This is a genomic window from Polaromonas sp. (assembly GCF_018780625.1).
GTDB lineage: Bacteria > Pseudomonadota > Gammaproteobacteria > Burkholderiales > Burkholderiaceae_C > Polaromonas.
The window spans coordinates 34,881-50,992 of sequence record NZ_JADMJK010000007.1; the positions used below are offsets into that span (position 1 = coordinate 34,881).

Annotated in this window: 18 protein-coding genes and 2 tRNA genes; 5 read left to right on the plus strand and 15 right to left on the minus strand. The window is 58.8% G+C overall.

The annotated features are described in order from the left end of the window. Positions 1-57: 57 nt before the first annotated feature. From IV091_RS00740 to surE, 3 genes are read right to left on the minus strand one after another with little or no spacing between them, the layout of a single operon-like run. Complete coding sequence (locus IV091_RS00740) at positions 58-984, minus strand: peptidoglycan DD-metalloendopeptidase family protein (RefSeq protein WP_293464058.1); 927 nt, start codon at positions 982-984, stop codon at positions 58-60. Positions 985-1,033: 49 nt separating this feature from the next. Beyond that, positions 1,034-1,858 (minus strand): protein-L-isoaspartate(D-aspartate) O-methyltransferase, encoded by an 825-nt coding sequence (locus tag IV091_RS00745; RefSeq protein WP_293464060.1) that lies wholly within the window; start codon positions 1,856-1,858, stop codon positions 1,034-1,036. Beyond that, positions 1,855-2,655, minus strand: coding sequence for a 5'/3'-nucleotidase SurE (surE, locus tag IV091_RS00750; protein ID WP_293464062.1), 801 nt, complete (start codon positions 2,653-2,655; stop codon positions 1,855-1,857). The genes IV091_RS00745 and surE overlap by 4 nt, the downstream gene beginning before the upstream one ends. A 142-nt stretch (positions 2,656-2,797) precedes the next feature. Between surE and IV091_RS00755 the strand changes: the two genes are divergently transcribed. Both IV091_RS00755 and IV091_RS00760 read left to right on the plus strand, forming a co-directional pair. Further along, complete coding sequence (locus IV091_RS00755) at positions 2,798-3,772, plus strand: NADPH:quinone oxidoreductase family protein (protein WP_293464063.1); 975 nt, start codon at positions 2,798-2,800, stop codon at positions 3,770-3,772. Positions 3,773-3,927: 155 nt separating this feature from the next. Continuing rightward, positions 3,928-4,377 (plus strand): response regulator, encoded by a 450-nt coding sequence (locus tag IV091_RS00760; RefSeq protein WP_293464064.1) that lies wholly within the window; start codon positions 3,928-3,930, stop codon positions 4,375-4,377. A gap of 102 nt (positions 4,378-4,479) precedes the next feature. Here the strand turns inward: IV091_RS00760 and IV091_RS00765 are convergent, their stop codons facing one another. The 4 genes from IV091_RS00765 to IV091_RS00780 all read right to left on the minus strand — a co-directional run bounded on the left by IV091_RS00765 (position 4,480) and on the right by IV091_RS00780 (position 6,914). Then, the gene (locus tag IV091_RS00765) at positions 4,480-5,022 is read right to left on the minus strand and encodes a hypothetical protein (RefSeq protein WP_293464065.1); all 543 of its coding nucleotides are present in this window, start codon (positions 5,020-5,022) and stop codon (positions 4,480-4,482) included. A 74-nt stretch (positions 5,023-5,096) separates the two neighbouring features. Beyond that, the gene (locus IV091_RS00770) at positions 5,097-5,525 is read right to left on the minus strand and encodes a DUF1810 domain-containing protein (RefSeq protein ID WP_293464066.1); all 429 of its coding nucleotides are present in this window, start codon (positions 5,523-5,525) and stop codon (positions 5,097-5,099) included. A gap of 49 nt (positions 5,526-5,574) precedes the next feature. After that, entirely contained in the window at positions 5,575-6,036 is a 462-nt protein-coding gene (locus IV091_RS00775) for a hypothetical protein (RefSeq protein ID WP_293464067.1), read from the minus strand. Between the two features lie 242 nt (positions 6,037-6,278). Next, entirely contained in the window at positions 6,279-6,914 is a 636-nt protein-coding gene (locus IV091_RS00780; protein WP_293464068.1) for a lipocalin family protein, read from the minus strand. Positions 6,915-6,997: 83 nt separating this feature from the next. Between IV091_RS00780 and IV091_RS18470 the strand changes: the two genes are divergently transcribed. Beyond that, the gene (locus IV091_RS18470) at positions 6,998-7,312 is read left to right on the plus strand and encodes a DUF5710 domain-containing protein (RefSeq protein ID WP_366806970.1); all 315 of its coding nucleotides are present in this window, start codon (positions 6,998-7,000) and stop codon (positions 7,310-7,312) included. Between the two features lie 227 nt (positions 7,313-7,539). Here the strand turns inward: IV091_RS18470 and IV091_RS00790 are convergent. The 5 genes from IV091_RS00790 to IV091_RS00810 form a co-directional block, all read right to left on the minus strand. After that, a tRNA-His gene (locus IV091_RS00790) sits at positions 7,540-7,615 on the minus strand. A 37-nt stretch (positions 7,616-7,652) separates the two neighbouring features. Further along, positions 7,653-9,590 (minus strand): SurA N-terminal domain-containing protein, encoded by a 1,938-nt coding sequence (locus tag IV091_RS00795; RefSeq protein WP_293464070.1) that lies wholly within the window; start codon positions 9,588-9,590, stop codon positions 7,653-7,655. A 77-nt stretch (positions 9,591-9,667) separates the two neighbouring features. Continuing rightward, positions 9,668-9,743 (minus strand) — tRNA-Val (locus IV091_RS00800). A gap of 17 nt (positions 9,744-9,760) precedes the next feature. Next, on the minus strand, positions 9,761-10,033 hold the full coding sequence (locus IV091_RS00805) for an HU family DNA-binding protein (RefSeq protein WP_293464071.1): 273 nt from the start codon (positions 10,031-10,033) through the stop codon (positions 9,761-9,763). 260 nt (positions 10,034-10,293) lie between these two features. Further along, positions 10,294-11,391 carry a tartrate dehydrogenase gene (locus tag IV091_RS00810; RefSeq protein WP_293464072.1) on the minus strand — a complete coding sequence of 366 codons (1,098 nt, stop codon included), beginning with the start codon at positions 11,389-11,391 and terminating at the stop codon, positions 10,294-10,296. Positions 11,392-11,528: 137 nt separating this feature from the next. Here IV091_RS00810 and IV091_RS00815 point away from each other — a divergent pair, with 137 nt between their 5' ends. Next, a complete protein-coding gene (locus tag IV091_RS00815) occupies positions 11,529-12,506 on the plus strand; it encodes a LysR family transcriptional regulator (RefSeq protein ID WP_293464073.1) in 978 nt (325 codons plus the stop codon). On the opposite strand, the gene IV091_RS00820 is transcribed toward IV091_RS00815, so the two are convergent. The 3 genes from IV091_RS00820 to uvrC all read right to left on the minus strand — a co-directional run bounded on the left by IV091_RS00820 (position 12,451) and on the right by uvrC (position 16,010). Continuing rightward, the gene (locus IV091_RS00820) at positions 12,451-13,329 is read right to left on the minus strand and encodes a DMT family transporter (RefSeq protein ID WP_293464076.1); all 879 of its coding nucleotides are present in this window, start codon (positions 13,327-13,329) and stop codon (positions 12,451-12,453) included. The genes IV091_RS00815 and IV091_RS00820 overlap by 56 nt on opposite strands. 46 nt (positions 13,330-13,375) lie before the next feature. Next, entirely contained in the window at positions 13,376-13,942 is a 567-nt protein-coding gene (pgsA, locus tag IV091_RS00825) for a CDP-diacylglycerol--glycerol-3-phosphate 3-phosphatidyltransferase (RefSeq protein ID WP_293464074.1), read from the minus strand. A 109-nt stretch (positions 13,943-14,051) separates the two neighbouring features. Continuing rightward, positions 14,052-16,010 carry an excinuclease ABC subunit UvrC gene (gene uvrC, locus IV091_RS00830; RefSeq protein ID WP_293464075.1) on the minus strand — a complete coding sequence of 653 codons (1,959 nt, stop codon included), beginning with the start codon at positions 16,008-16,010 and terminating at the stop codon, positions 14,052-14,054. Positions 16,011-16,056: 46 nt separating this feature from the next. On the opposite strand from uvrC, the gene earP reads away from it, so the two are divergent. Then, on the plus strand, positions 16,057-16,112 hold a 56-nt coding region (earP, locus tag IV091_RS00835; RefSeq protein WP_293464077.1), incomplete at its 3' end, for an elongation factor P maturation arginine rhamnosyltransferase EarP.

Here is a 16,112-nt window from a genome sequence, read left to right on the forward strand (position 1 = left end):
CCCATAAAAAAAGGAGTCCGGCCAGTGCGGGACTCCTTTTCTTTCATACCCGGTCGCCTACTTTGCAGGCAGGTACTTGGCCGGATCAACCGGTTTCCCCTGGCGGCGTATTTCAAAATGCAGCTTCACGCGATCAGCATCGCTGTTGCCCATTTCTGCAATTTTCTGGCCTTTTCTTACGGTCTGGTCTTCTTTGACAAACAGCTTCTGATTGTGCGCATAGGCCGTGAGGAAGGTGTTGTTGTGCTTGAGAATGACCAGGTTACCGTAGCCCCGCAGCCCTGCGCCGGCATACACCACGCGGCCATCGGCGGAAGCCATCACCGTATCGCCAGCCTTGCCCGAAATATCGAGCCCCTTGTTTTTAGCTTCGTCAAATCCCGCGATCAACGCGCCTTGCACCGGCCAGATCCATGCGACATCTTCATCGCCATTGGATGCAGGGGGCGCAGGGGATACAGGTGCGGGAACCGGCGCAGGTGCGGCACCCAAAGCCGCCGATGCCGGCTTGGCCGGACCCAGCGCAGCAGAAGCAGCTGCCGTTACCGCCCCCGGGGACACGGGGCGCGTCACGGCCACAGCGCTTTCGACGACGGGCGGCATCACGCGCAGCACCTGTCCCACCTCAATGAGGTTGGGGTTTTCAAGGCCGTTCCAGCGCACGATATCGCGCCAGTTCTGACCGTTTTCCAGTCCGATGCGGATCATGGTGTCGCCGGGCTTGACGGCGTAGTAGCCGGGTTTGCCGGCGTTCTCAAATCCCGGCAGTTGCTTGACGTCAACGCCGGGAAGCTGGCGCGGCTGGCCCGTGCCGCGATCTTCAACCGGTGCATTGCCGTTGGAATGCGAGGCACAGCCCGCAGCCAAAAGCACTGCCACGGCCAATGCGCACGGCAGCGCAAGTCTGCGGACAAGGCGGGTGCTATGCACTACGCTTGGGGTGCCTGCAGTCTGCGCCTTGTTCGAGCGTTCGGTTTGATTCATTGATTCTTTCTTCTTCAATCTCGACCCAATAGGGAATAAGGGTTGATCTTCAGCTCGTACCTGATTTTAAAGGCACAAAGTGCACGGGTTCCAGCATCGTCTGCCTGATGCCTTGGGCGGTTTTGTCGATAACGACCAGCGCCTGCGCGCCAGTGGCGGTTTGCATCGGTGCGACCAGACGGCCACCTGTTGCCAATTGCTCTATCCAAGCCGGCGGAATGGACTCACCGCCCGCCGCCGCAATAATCGCCGCATAAGGCGCCCCCCTGGAAAATCCCATCATGCCATCACCGAACAACAGGTGGACATTGGGCAGCCTGAAAGTCCGCAAATTTTCCCTGGCCTTGTCATGAAGGCCGCGCAATCGCTCGATGCTGTAGACCTCGGTCGCCAGATGGCTGAGCACGGCCGCCTGGTAGCCACAGCCAGTGCCAATTTCCAGCACCCGCCCCAGCTTGCCTGGCGCGCCAAGGCGCAGCAACTCCAGCATGCGCGCCACCACATTGGGCTTGGAAATGGTCTGCCCCAAGCCAATCGGCAGGCTGGTGTCCTCGTAGGCCTGGTTGGCCAGCGCCGAATCCACGAAACGGTGACGCTCTACCCGGCCCATGGCCGCCAGCACTTGTGCGTCCGACACGCCCTGCGCCACCAGCTTGTGCACCATGCGCGCCCGCACCGCTTGAGAGTCAAGGCCAACCCCGCCGGGCGCCACAGACTGAACCGGCCTTTTTAGCGCATTCACGCCTTTGGCGCCAGTCTGCCGGGGACTAACCGTGACCAGCTTGGTGGCCGAGGGAACGCCCATATCCGGCTTCAGGCGAACCGGAAACGCCGGACGACCCGCAGCGGGAGGCGGTTTGAAAGGGGATGTCATTCGGGCATTCCCTGTTGCGCATGCGCCAGCCTGACCGCTGTTTGCGACCAGTAAGGCAGTCGCTCGTGGTCCGTCAAATCGACATGAAGCGGCGTGATGGATACAAACTTCTGGCTTGTCGCGTAAAAATCAGTGCCTTCGCCAGCCTCCTTGGCCGACCCGGCACCGCCTATCCAGTACATGGTTTCGCCGCGCGGGCTGGTCTGCGTAATCACGCGTTCTGCCGCGTGGCGGCGCCCCAGGCGCGCCACTTTAAAGCCCTGAATCTGCTCGTCTGGCACATTTGGAATGTTGACATTGAGCAGCCAGGGCGCCAGAGACGGCTGCGCGCCGTCGGCCACGGCCTCAAGCGAAGGCATGAGCTGCTGCACCAGGTCGCGCGCGCGCCGGGCGGCCACCTCAATATAGCCCCAGCCTTTTTCAGTCTGCGAAAAGGCGATGGCTGGAATGCCGAACAGATAGCCTTCCATGGCCGCCCCGACAGTGCCCGAGTAAATCGTGTCATCGCCCATGTTGGCGCCATTGTTGATCCCCGACACCACCAGATCCGGGCGGTAGCCGAGCAAGCCCGTGAGGGCAATATGCACGCAATCCGCAGGCGTACCGTTGATGTAGCGAAAGCCGTTGGCCGCCGTCTGCACATACATCGGCGAGTGCAGGGTCAGCGCGTTCGATTTGGCGCTGTTGTTTTGCTCCGGCGCGACCACCTCGACATCGGCGACTGTTTTGAGTGCATCGTAAAGGGCCATGATGCCGGTGGCCTGATACCCGTCGTCGTTGCAAATCAGAATTTTCATGGTCCGATTTTACGGTCACAGCGGTGACAGCCTGTACGGCATTCAAGGAAGCACGGCATGCAGGTTTGCCTATGATGCAAACATGGACCCGGTTGTACTTTCCGGGTAGGCCCGCCTTGTTCGTAACTTTCGGAGACACCTCATGCATGCCTGGCTTTGTGAAGACCCTACCGGCGTAGACGCCCTGACCTGGAAAGAGTTGCCGACGCCGCAGCCCAAAGCGGGTGAGGTGCTGATCGAGATCAAGGCCGCCAGCCTGAACTTTCCGGACCTGCTGATCGTGCAGAACAAATACCAGATGAAGCCGCCTCTGCCCTTTGTACCGGGGTCAGAATATGCAGGCGTGGTCCAGGCTGTCGGCGAAGGCGTCAAGCACCTGCAGGTCGGCCAGAACGTCGCGTGCCTGACAGGCACCGGCGGCTTTGCCACCCACGCCATTGCACCCGCAGCGGTGTGCATGCCGCTGCCAGCAGGCTTTTCCTACGTCGATGCAGCGGCCTTCATCATGATCTACGCCACCTCGCACCACGCGCTGGTGGACCGGGCGCAGCTCAAGGCGGGTGAAACCGTGCTGGTCCTGGGTGCTGCAGGCGGCGTCGGCACGTCCGCCATCCAGATTGCCAAGGCCATGGGCGCCCATGTGATCGCCGCCGCATCCACCGATGAAAAATGCGCGCTCTGCCGCGCCATAGGCGCCGATGCCACCATTAACTACAGCACCGAAAACCTGCGGGAAGCCCTCAAAGCCCTGACCAACGGCAAAGGCCCCGACGTCATTTATGACCCCGTGGGCGGCGAACTTGCAGAACCAGCTTTTCGCTCCATCGCCTGGCGCGGCCGCTATCTGGTGGTGGGCTTCGCCTCGGGCACCATCCCGTCCTTGCCGCTGAACCTGACGCTGCTCAAGGGCGCCTCCATCGTCGGGGTATTTTGGGGTGGTTTTGCCAGGCAGGAACCCGAATCCAGCGCGCTATCGATGACCGAACTGGCAAATTGGTATGCGCAAGGAAAAATCAAGCCCGTCATTGACCGCACCATGCCAATGGACCAACTCAAGGCCGCATATGCCCATATGGGATCACGCGGCGTGAAGGGAAAACTGGTGATGGTGAACTGACCCGCCTTCATCGCTTTTTACCGTTGAAAATGACTTTCAGCAATAAAATCGGCTGATATGCGCATTTTTACAGTGCTGCGGGTTTAGCTGGGAAGGCACCTGCAGCGACACCGCACCTTGCTGGTGTATTGGCCTTTCACTACAGAAGCCCAGCCATGCGCAAACCAACGATTCTGGTGGTGGAGGACAACCCCGACCACCTCGAATTAACCCTGACCACGCTACAGCAGCATGGTTTGCCGCACGCGATCGTGGTGGTCCATGATGGGCTGGAAGCCCTCGATTACCTGTTTTGCGAGGGTCTTTTCTGCGACCGCGACCCCGACCCCGACCATCAACCCTATCTGGTCCTGCTCGACCTGGGTCTACCCAAGCTCAGCGGCTTGGCCGTGATGCAACGCATGCGGGACGATCCCCGAACGTTCTTTATCCCCGTCATCATGCTGACATCAGCGAGTGAGCAGTCACAGGCTGTGATTGCATTCAAGGGAGGACTCAACAGTTACGTGAGCAAGCCACTTGACTACTATGTGTTCGAAGAAAAACTTCAGCAGCTCAACGAGATCTGGCGCACCTCCGACCTTGCCCCCCTGGGCAATAACTAATACGCCGGCGGCCCGGCGATGGCCACTGAAACCCAATTCACTCCGCGTGACGCAAGGAACAGTTTTTTGCCGGTCCGGTGGATTGGGATCTCCGAATTGCGCTTAATTGGAAACCACCTCGAATGTTCGGCCATCGGCTAACGATGTTGAGTTCTGGCCCTGAACAATAAGCGGCGCAAACACCCGAACAACCGTGGTGCTAGGAACCTTGAACTCCACTTCCAGAGTGGACTTCCCCGTACCCTTGGTTATCGTCTGTGCGCCTTGAGCAATGTCGGAATTGTCAGCGGCCAGCACAACAAGCTTGATTGTTCCTGATTCTGCGGTCAGGACATGGCTGACATCGACCTTCAGCTTGACTTGCTCTCCAGAGCGAAGCACTTGGGTTGTATCAGGTGAAATGGACGTAATTTGCGCCAATGAACCGAACGGCGGAGTCTCGGCAAGTTGCTCCGTGCGTTGGCAACCCATCAAAAGGGAAGAAACAGCAATTGAGGCAAAAATCGAGCACAGGAATTTTTTAGGAATCATGGATTTCAAAGTTAATGTGGACCGCCACGCAATCCCGTTAGTGGACAACGCCTGGAGTTTTTTGACCGTCTTCTTGCGCGTCTTATTGCGCGTCTCCGGGGCGACGACTTTCATGGCTTGTCTGCCGCCATGGAAGTTTGCGCCGTAAACCTCAGGTCGGCAAGCGTGAGACCGTATGGCGCAATGACTCACAGCAGTTCAAGCGTGTTTTTGTCAGGCATCCCGCCAAAAAAGCGTTCCAGCGCCTGGGCGAACAAAGGCTCTTGCGGGGCGACCTGCGCGAAAAGCGTCATGCATGACGAGAATTTGAGGTCATCAGGGGAGTCAAAAATATCGTGGGCAGTTTTGTCGCTGACGGCCAACACCAGCTTCGTGCATTCCTTCAGGCGTGGGCCAAGGACTGCGTGCTGCCAATAGGCAATCGCCTCGTCCCTGGACTCAATGCCAAAGTGCCTGGCGATGGTGCTTCGGCCCAGGGCCTTGAGTTGAGGAAAGACGAACCACATCCAGTGGCTGGTCTTTTCCCCATCGGCGAGCTCTTCCAGGACCGAGGCATAGACGCGGTCTTGGGCTTCTACAAACCGCTCAAGGCCTTGCGTTGTTAAATTAAATTGCACAATTTTTTCAACGAAGCGGCCGGGTCACCGTGCGCCAGGTGCGCTCAGCTCAGCCTCCGCGGGCCTTCTTGACTGCCGAGGCACCCGTCTTCATTGCTGATTCCATGGCGGTCTCCATCGTGGAGGCAGCAGATTTCAGTCCTTTTCCGACATTAGCAAAGACTTCCGGCGCTGGATGTGCCTTTTGCAGCGCATCGAAGCTGGTGTGAAATTGCTCAAAACCCAGCGCAGTGACGTCTTTCAGATTCTTGGTTGCCATTGCCAGGCCATTTTCTGCCGAGGCCTTCATGGCTTCAAAAGCAGCTTGCGGCTCCTTGATGCTTTTAAATGACTCAACGGTTTCAGCAACGGCAGCTTGCGCAACTTGTGCCTGTTTCTGTGCCAGGTCACCCCAGGCCTTGAGTTGCTCCATCACGGGCTTGAAAGCTTCCTGGGAGGCAGCAGGGTTGAACTTCTCCGCATTTTCTTTCATGGTTTTTGCGATGGACTCAAAAGGGGAATTGGAAAACATGAATGGCCTTTGTAAAATTGTTGCAGCGCAGCAATTATGGAACAGAAATGCCTGGAATTGCAGATTAGAAAGCAGTGCTCGAACATCATTAGTAGTGACGCCCTCCTGAGCCCTATCGCATGGTGCAACGCGTGACAGTAATAGTCATCGAGAACGATGCAATAAATTCCCAGGGTCTCAGTCGCAGATGAGCTTGGCGCCGTCGCGGCGCTGTGCCATAGCGCCCCATGGCAACCCGTTGATTACTCCCGGTGAGGCGTCTTCTCGAGCCGCTGGAGGTCAAACCCCTTGCGAGTCAGCCGCCCCAGCAAGGCATCATACGCAGCAGAGTCGACCTTCCTGGTCCTGGACAAAATCCACAGGTACTCGCGTTTGGGCTCACTGACCGCTACCAGCTGGTAGTCAGGGTCGAGGTCGATGACCCAGTAATCTCCCCATATCGCTGGTATGAAGGACAACCATGCCGGAGCGAATCGGACTTCCAGCATGGAAGAAGTCTTTTCCCCAATCTGCCGAGCGCTACCGACGGCCTCTTTCATCTCGCCGTTTTCCTGGCTGCAAAGGTTGATGACCTGAACCTTGCCGCCTGGCAGCAAGCTGTACTCTGCCCGCGTGTCCGCCACGCATTTCTTCTGAAACCAGGCCGGGAATTTGGCAATTTCGTACCAGGTACCCATGTAGCGTGAGACATCAAGGGCACTGATGGCCGTCAGGGGCGGCACTGGCGGTGAGTTGTCGGCAGCATGTGCGAATGTTCCACTGAGAACAAGGATGGCGGCAGAAATTAGTGTTTTCATTTCGGTTCCATCAAAGGGAATGCCATGGATACGTGCCATCTTCTCACCCATGCGGCATGATTTTTCCTGCTCAAAATTCATCACCTTTGCGGGTCTGGCGCGCATAGATAAAAAGGTGGCGGCGAGCGAGCGCTTGCCTTGCGCGACAACGGATAATTCGCAGGATGAGAATCAATTTAGTCACGCCGTTTTCGGAAAAGGACGCCGCAAAGGCGCTTGGAGCCCGTTGGGACGCCACCAAAAAGCTCTGGTATATCGTCGATGTTACAGACCTCACCCCGTTCATGCGCTGGATTCCAAATATGGAAGCGGCCACGGGTAGCGCGGATGTTGAGGCTACACCACCCAGCGCAAAGCCCAAAAATACGGCTCCGAGAGCATCCAAGGCTTCTGCACCGGCCAAGTCCGTCATGGTAGTTCCACACTGTGGATGCGATGTTCTTCCCTGGGACGATTGCGAGCACACAGCCAGACAGTGACGACTCGAAGATGGCTGCATCACGACGAAACCGGGGGTTGAGGTGCCGCCTCGACAGCGTTAACCAGCATCGCTATGGTGTTCAGTTCGGCCCTTGCAGGACTTTTGGACGGGGGCTACACGGGACAAAACCCCGTACTGATGGCTACAAGAAGCAATTAACAGCACCAACAAAAAAGCCTGCTATCAGCTAAATAGCAGGCTTTGCATGTGCCGTAAGGCTTTATTTGGGGTGGCTGATGGGGCTCGAACCCACGACAACAGGAATCACAATCCTGGACTCTACCAACTGAGCTACAGCCACCGAAGCTCCATATTATAGCGACAAAGCAGACGTAAATTTACTGTGTCACGCCTACTTGTGCATTTGCATTGCCAGAAACGGGCTTGGCAACCAGGATTTTTGCATTGAACCGTTCCTTCAGTCCGTTGTAATAAGCCAGACTCTCGGCGGAGGTCCAGCGCTGCGTGTATTGCATGCGTTCTTGCTCGGCCACGGCCTCAGGCGGTGGCACGCGCGGTACCACCTTGCCAACCTTCACGATGGCATATCCCTGGGCGCCCAGATCTACGCCTGCAAACGCTGGCAAGGCTGACGCATCAGTACGCATTGCGGCATCAATCACTGGAAGCGGCAACTCTTGCGTTTGCTCCCTCGACACCTGAACCGGAGCGGGAAGCGCCGCAGAGGCTGGCGCAGCCCTCCATGCAGCCAATTTCGCAATGCCGTCCTTGCGCGCCTCTTCTGCGCCGCGCTGGGCCAGCAAACGCTGGCGCACGACACCTTTAACTTCGGCAAAAGGCTGCGTCTGCGCCGGGAAATACTGGACGATACGGCCTGAAACCAGTTGGCTGGGTGCAACCTCAATGGCTTCCGTGTTGCGCTTTTTCTCAATCGCATCGGGCGCGAACAGTACATTGAGGAATTTGGCGTTGGCAAGAACACCCGTGGTGCCCGCCGCAGGCTGGCGACTCACATTGGTCGCTGTCTTGACATCGAGTTTCAGGCGCTCGGCAACCGGCTTGAGACTGTCCGACTGCTCATAGACGCCGTTCGTAAAAGCTTCAACCGACTCAGAATATTTCTTCTGGGCTTGTTGCTTTGCCAAATCAGCCTCCAACTCAGGCCTCATTTCTTCAAAGCTGCGCTGCTTGGGCGCCTTGATGTCAGTCAACTTGATGATGTGATAACCAAAGTCGGACTCTACGACATCACTGATGTCGCCGATCTTCATCGCGAAGGCAGCATCTTCAAAAGGCTTGACCATGGCGCCGCGGGCAAAAAAGTCAAGGTCGCCGCCCTGGGATGCGGAGCCGGGGTCTTGTGAATTTTTGGCGGCGATCTCGGCAAATGTCCCTGGGGATTTTTTGACCATTGCGAGCAGCTCGTCAGCTTTGGCTTTTGCCTTTTCGCGGTCAGCAGCAGATGCGGTCTTGGGCGATGTGATCAGGATATGGCTGGCGCGTCGCTCTTCGGCACCGCTCAGTCGCTGGGCATTCTGCTCGTAATAGGTTTTGAGATCTGCTTCATTGACCGTCATACTTTTCTTGATGCTGTCCACGTCCAGCAACACATATTCAATAGTTGCCCGCTCAGGCGCCTGAAAGAGCTTTTCATTGGCCTTGTAAAACTGCTCAAGGTCGGCATCAGTCGGATTCAGCTTGGCCGCGAAATCGGCGCTATTGAAGCGGGCCACCTGGATTTCCCGCTTTTCGAAGTAGGCATTGAGCGCGAGGTCTGCGGCCGCTTTTGGTGCAAATCCGCTGGCACCAATTCCGACCAGCACTTGTCGGTTAGACAGATCGGAACGCACGTTGGCCTCAAACATCTCGGGGCTCAGGCCCTGGCTGCCCAACAGCTGGCGATAGCGCTCCATGTCGAGTGTGCCGTCGGGTCGGCGCAAGGATGCGATTTCAGGGCTTTCCTGCAACTCGCGCGCGAGGCGCTGGTCACTGGTGGCGAGCTTGAACTTGTTCGCTGCAGCGGCAACCACGCGGTCACGCACCAGGCGCTCCAGGGTGGCGTAACGCGCCTCGGGCGAATCCAGCAGCTTGACGTCCAGCGAGGGCATGGAGGTGCGCAAGCGGTCCACTTCGATCTGGTGTGCCCGGTCCCACTCCGACTGGCCTATTTCCTTGCCATCGACCTTGGCAACCGCAGCGCCATTTCCACCGGAGCGGTTGTAGCCATCCAGGCCAAACAATATAAAGGAAGGAACGATCAGCAAAAACAGCAGCCCCATGGTGACTTTGGTGTGCTTGCGAATGAAATCAAACATCTCGAATTTCCTGTGTGACAGCTCGAATGAACTCAACAATAAAAAAGGCGAACATAGTTCGCCTTTTTTCAAGTGGGTGGTGGGTGCTGACGGGCTCGAACCGCCGACCTACGCCGTGTAAGGGCGCTGCTCTACCAACTGAGCTAAGCACCCCACTTTAAATCTTCGTATCAGTTCAAAGCGTCCTTGAGCGCTTTGCCCGGACGGAACTTTGGAACCTTGGCAGCCTTGATTTTAATCGCATCGCCGGTACGCGGGTTACGACCCGTGCGCGCAGCGCGTTTGCCTACCGCAAATGTACCAAAACCGACCAGAGACACAGAGCCTCCTTTTTTCAGAGTTGCCTTCACGGCGCCAATGGTGGACTCCAACGCACGCGTTGCGGCAGCCTTGGAAATATCCGCATTCTTTGCAATGTGCTCGATCAGTTCAGTCTTGTTCACAAGGAGCCCCTCGTTATTTGATAAGTTAATCTGTTTGTCTCTAAAAAATATCTCCCGGGGACATCGTTGTGCCAGCGGGAGTTGCGTGTGCAGGTTTTCTGCCGATTCCGATTAGAGCCATGGACTTCCAACCTGTCAATACAGCAGCTATTTTTTACAGCGTGAGGACGCGAATTCTAGTCTCTTTTTCCCGGCTTTCAGGACGCATGCGGACGCAAGACGGCTAATTTTCGCGCTTGACAAAAATACCCCCTACCCTCTCACAAGGCAGCAGCAATGGCTTTCCCGACATCTGCGGTACCGGCGTTGCCGCCCAGATCCGGTGTGCGTGGTGCGCCATTCGCGGGAAGCAGCACCTTTTCGATGGCAGCAAGAATACCGTCGTGGGCGTCCTTGAAGCCCAGAAACTCCAGCATCATGGCACCGCACCAGATCTGGCCGATCGGGTTGGCAATGTTGCGCCCGGCAATGTCGGGCGCCGAACCATGAACCGGCTCGAACAGCGAGGGAAACTTGCGTTCCGGGTTGAGGTTGGCGCTGGGTGCAATGCCGATGGTTCCGGTGCAGGCTGGCCCCAGGTCGCTCAGGATGTCGCCAAACAGGTTGCTGGCCACCACCACGTCAAAGAAGTCGGGGCGCTGCACAAAGTGCGCCGTCAAAATGTCAATGTGAAACTTGTCCAGCTGGATGGCTGGATAATTTTTGGCCATCTCGACTACCCGCTCGTCCCAGTACGGCATGGAAATAGATATCCCATTGGACTTGGTCGCGCTGGTCAGGTGCTTTTTGGGCCGGGTCTGCGCCAGCTCGAACGCAAACTTCAGCACGCGGTCCACGCCGATGCGGGTGAACACCGACTCCTGCAACACAAACTCGCGATCGGTTCCCGGAAACGCCTTGCCGCCAATGCTGGAATACTCACCTTCGGTGTTTTCACGCACGATGTAAAAATCAATCTCGCCAGGCTGACGCGGGCTGCCGTCACGCCTGACCACCGGCGCGATGATGCCGGGCATGAGCCGCGCGGGCCGCAGGTTGATGTACTGGTCGAACTCGCGCCTGAACAGCAGCAGCGAGCCCCACAGCGACACATGGTCGGCAATCTTGTCGGGCCAGCCAACCGCGCCAAAGTAAATCGCATCATGTCCGCCAATCTGGTCTTTCCAGTCGTCGGGCATCATCTTGCCGTGCTTTTCAAAATAGTCCCAGCTGGAGAAATCGAAATGATCGAACTGCAGATCAATGCCGTACTTGACGGCAGCGGCTTCCAGCACGCGAATGCCTTCGGGCATGACTTCCTTGCCAATGCCGTCGCCTGCGATGACTGCAATTCTCTTTTTTCCGGTGTTCTTGTTCATGGGAAGCAATTCCTTTATTTCGGTTTTTTGAAAAGATCAGGTGCTGCGTCGCACCCTCGTCTGAGGCAGATTTTGTAGCAGCAGCAGAGTTTATTCAAGCAACAATACAGCAATCAATTATTGCCACAAAGGAATGAATGGACCGCAGTGACCTTGAACTCGTACTGGCGGTGCGCACGCACGGCAGCCTGGCAGGCGCCGCACGCAGTCTGGATGTGGCGCCCCCTGTCGTGACCAAGCGGCTGGCAGCCCTGGAGGCCAGGCTGGGGCAGCGGCTGTTTCAGCGCACCACCCGGCGCGTCAGCCCGACCGCCGAGGGCGAGACGGTGTGTGAGCGCGCAATGGTGTTGCTACAGGGATTTGTGGCGCTCGAAGCGGAGTTGCAGGAGCGAAAGGCCGAACCCACAGGCCTGATACGGCTGGCGGCCACTTTCGGCTTCGGTCGCTTGTGGGTGGGGCCAGCCCTGGCCCGCTTTCAGGAACGCTACCCGCGAATCGACATTCAGCTGCAACTGACCGAGCAGCTGCCCGATCTCTCGCTGCAAGCCTATGACGGCGCCATCTGGCTCTGGTCGGTCGCGAATCGGCAGGCGGGGCAATGGGTGTCGCGCCGGCTGGCACCGAACCAACGCGTCCTGGTGGCCTCCAGCCGCTACCTCGCGCAGCACGGCGCACCGTCCAGCCTGCAGGATTTACAGCGCCACGCCTGCCTGATCGTGCGGGAAAACGGCAACGCCCAGGATCAGCGCTTCGATGTCTGGACCTTGCACCAGGCGCAGCACGCTGCACCCGAACGGGTGCGGGTGCGCGGGCCGCTGTCCAGCAACTCTGGCGAGTTGGTGCGGGACTGGTGCCTGGCCGGCCGCGGCATCATGCTGCGCAGTCTCTGGGACATTGCCCCGCAGCTGGCGAGCGGGGAGCTGGTGCGCGTATTGCCGCACCACGCCATGCTGGAAGCCGACATTCACTGGCTCGCACCCTTGCGCCCGGACGCGCCCCGGCGCATCCGCTTGCTCATCGACTTTTTGATCGAACAGTTCCAGGGCGCACCCTGGGAAACTAGGCGGCCTTCGGCCTGGCGGGCCGCACCACCAGGCTCACGCCCAGCGCCGTGAGGGCGGTGCCCAGCAGCGTGATGGTGGTAATGGGCTCGCCAAACAGCACCCACGCCATCAGGGCGGTAGTGGGCGGCACCAGGTAGAGCAGGCTGGTGACGGCCGTGGCCGCACCGCGCTGAATCAGCAGGTAAAGCAGCGAACTGCCGCCCAGCGTGAGCGCAAGGACTGACCACGCCATGGCGCCCATGAACGACGGATTCCAGACAATCGCTTCAGTTTCCAGAAACACCAACGGCAAGGTCACCAGCAAGGCGGCGCCCAGCTGAATGGCATTGGCGCTGCGCACATCCGCAGGCTGCACAAACCGCTTCTGGTACAGCGTGCCCACCGTGATGCTCAGCAGCGCAAACACGGTGCAGCCCAGCGTCAGCAGCGTCACTTCGCTGCCGGTGCCGAATTTGCGGGCAACCACCAACAGCAGGCCGCCCAGCCCCAGGACCAGACCCATCCACTGCCGGGGCGACACCTTGTGCTCCGTCGCCGCATCCCCGGAGAGGCCCGCCCATGAGACCCAAAGCGCCGTCAGTACCGGCTGCAGGCCCACCACCAGCGCCGCCAGGCCCGAGCCCATGCCGCCCTTGACGGCCACCCAGACGCCGCCCAGGTAGCCCGCATGCATCAGCACACCCGTCACGGCCAGGTGCAGCCACTGCTGGCGGCCCTGCGGCCAGCGGGCGCGGCTGAACCGGATCCAGATCAGGAAACAAAAGATGGACAAGGCATAGCGCATCGCCAGGAAAGTCAGCGGCGGCGCAAAAGGCAAGCCGAATTTAGCCACGATGAAGCCGGTGCTCCAGATCAGCACGAACACGGCAGGCATGGCCCGAATCACGGCCGGAGAGGAAAACACGCTGCTCAAAATCGGCTCATTTAGCCCGGGCGCGGATTTCAGGAATGGCTTTTTTCAGGTAGTACGCCATCGACCAAACCGTCAGGATGGCAGAAATCCAGATCAGCCAGTTGCCCCAGACAGGGGTATTGATCACGCCAAACAGCATGCCGTCATACAACAGGAAGGGGATCGCAATCATCTGCACCGTGGTCTTGACCTTGCCGACCATATGCACCGCAACGCTTCGGGAGGCACCAATCTGCGCCATCCACTCGCGCAGTGCCGAAATCGCTATTTCGCGGCCGATGATGATGAGCGCCACAAACACATCGGCGCGCTGCAGATGCACCAGCACCAGCAGGGACGCGCACACCAGAATCTTGTCGGCGACCGGGTCCAGGAAGGCACCAAACGAAGAGGTCTGGTTCAGCCTGCGCGCCAGAAAACCGTCAAGCCAATCAGTTGCCGCAAAGACAACAAACATCACGGTGGCAATCAGATTGCGCTCGCCCGGCGGAAGGTCTAGATAAAAAACCCCCACGATCAGCGGAATCGCAACGATGCGGGTCCAGGTCATCAAGGTGGGAATGGTCAGGAACATGTCCCGATTTTGGCATGGGCCACGAGCACCTTGGGCACAGGGCGACCAGCACGGGCCAAAATGGGGCGCTTCGTTGCGCAAAAACGTCTGGCCTGGCCTGCTCGCCGCCTCAATGGAGCGCGCGGTAGATTTCTTCGGCCAGGTCTTTTGAAATGCCGTCCACCGTGGCGATGTCTTCGGCGCTGGCGGACGCGATGCCGCGAACACCGCCAAAACGCTGCAACAAGCTGGCGCGCCGCTTGGGGCCAATGCCGGGAATGTCTTCAAGCTTGCTGCCGCCCACCCGCACCTGGGCCCGCTTGGCGCGCATGCCGGTGATGGCAAAACGGTGCGCCTCGTCCCGGATTTGCGCAATCAGCATCAGCGCCGCCGAATCGCGCCCCAGGTAGACCTTGTCGCGCCCGTCGGCAAACACCAATTCTTCCAGACCCACCTTGCGGCCCTCGCCTTTTTCCACGCCGGCAATCAGGCCCAGGTCAAGCCCCAGCTCGGCAAACACCTGCCTGGCCATCGACACCTGGCCCTTGCCACCATCGACCAGCACCAGGTCTGGCAGCGTGGCATCGCCGTTGCGCGCGGCTTCGGCCAGCTTGGTGTAGCGGCGCGTCAACACCTGGCGCATCGCCGCGTAGTCGTCCCCCGGCGTGATGCCGTCGATGTTGTAGCGGCGGTATTCGCTGTTTTGCATCTTGTGCTCTTTGAACACCACGCACGACGCCTGCGTCGACTCGCCAGCCGTGTGCGAGATATCAAAACACTCGATGCGCAAGGCTTCCAGGTTGTCCAGCGGCAGGTCCAGCGCTTCGGCCAGCGCACGGGTGCGCGCCTGCTGCGAGCCCTGCTCGGCCAACAAGCGGGCCAGCTGCAGACCTGCATTCTTCTGGGCCATCTCCAGCCAGATGCGGCGCTGCTCGCGCGGCTGGTGCACCGCCGTGATCTTGCTGCCCACCTGCTCGGCCAGGGCTGCCATCAGATCTTTGTCAATGGGCTCGCTGCACACCAGCGTCGGCGGCACGGGCACATCGATGTAATGCTGCGCGATAAAGGCTTCCAGCACCAGCGCCTCCAGCGACTTCTCCTTCACCAGGCTGACTGGCGCATCCAGTTCGGCATCCAGCACGGCGGCGTCAGTGGCGTTTTCCACATGCGTCGGGAAATAAGGCCGGTCCCCCAGGTGGCGGCCGCCGCGCACCATGGCCAGGTTGACGCAGGCTTTGCCGCCCTGCACCTTCACCGCCAGAATGTCCACATCCACATCGCCGTTTTTGCCGCCAAGCTCCATCGACTGCTGGTGCAGCACCTTGGACAGCGACGACATCTGGTTGCGCAACTCGGCGGCCTGCTCAAACTCCAGCTTGTCGGCGTGCGCCAGCATTTTTTGCTCCAGATCGGTCAGGATTTCCTGGGTCTGGCCCTGCAAAAACCGGACCGCGTTCGACGTGTCCAGCGCGTACTGTTCGGGCGACACATGGCCCACGCAGGGCGCCGAGCAGCGCTTGATCTGGTACAGCAAACAAGGCCGGGTGCGGTTGTTGAACACCGTGTCTTCGCAGGTGCGCAGCTTGAAGACTTTTTGCAGCAGCAAGATAGTGTCTTTCACCGCCCAGGCGCTGGGGTAAGGACCGAAGTAGCGGTGCTTTTTTTCGATCGCGCCCCGGTAATAGGCAATGCGCGAAAAAGCCGCGCCCGACGGCGATTCGCCCTCCTTTGCGGCCTGCGAACCAGTCAGCTTCAGATAAGGATAGCTCTTGTCGTCCCGAAACAAAATGTTGTATTTCGGGTTAAGGGTCTTGATCAGGTTGTTTTCCAGCAGCAGCGCTTCGGCCTCGGAGCGCACCACTGTCGTTTCCATGCGGACGATCTTGGTCACCATGTGGCCAATGCGCGTGCCGCCGTGGTTTTTCTGGAAATAGCTGGTCACGCGTTTTTTCAGGTTGCGCGCCTTGCCGACATAAAGCACGCCGCCCTGCGCATCAAAATAGCGGTAAACGCCGGGCAGCGCCGGCAGCGCAGCCACTTCGCTGAGCAGCTGGGGATCGAATTCGTGGGCTTGGGTCATGACATCCATGGAACGGGTTGGCCGTATTGTGGACAATCCTTTCATGAATCACAGCATGCAGTGGGACATTTTTTGCAAAGTCATCGACAACTTCGGGGACATTGGCGTGTG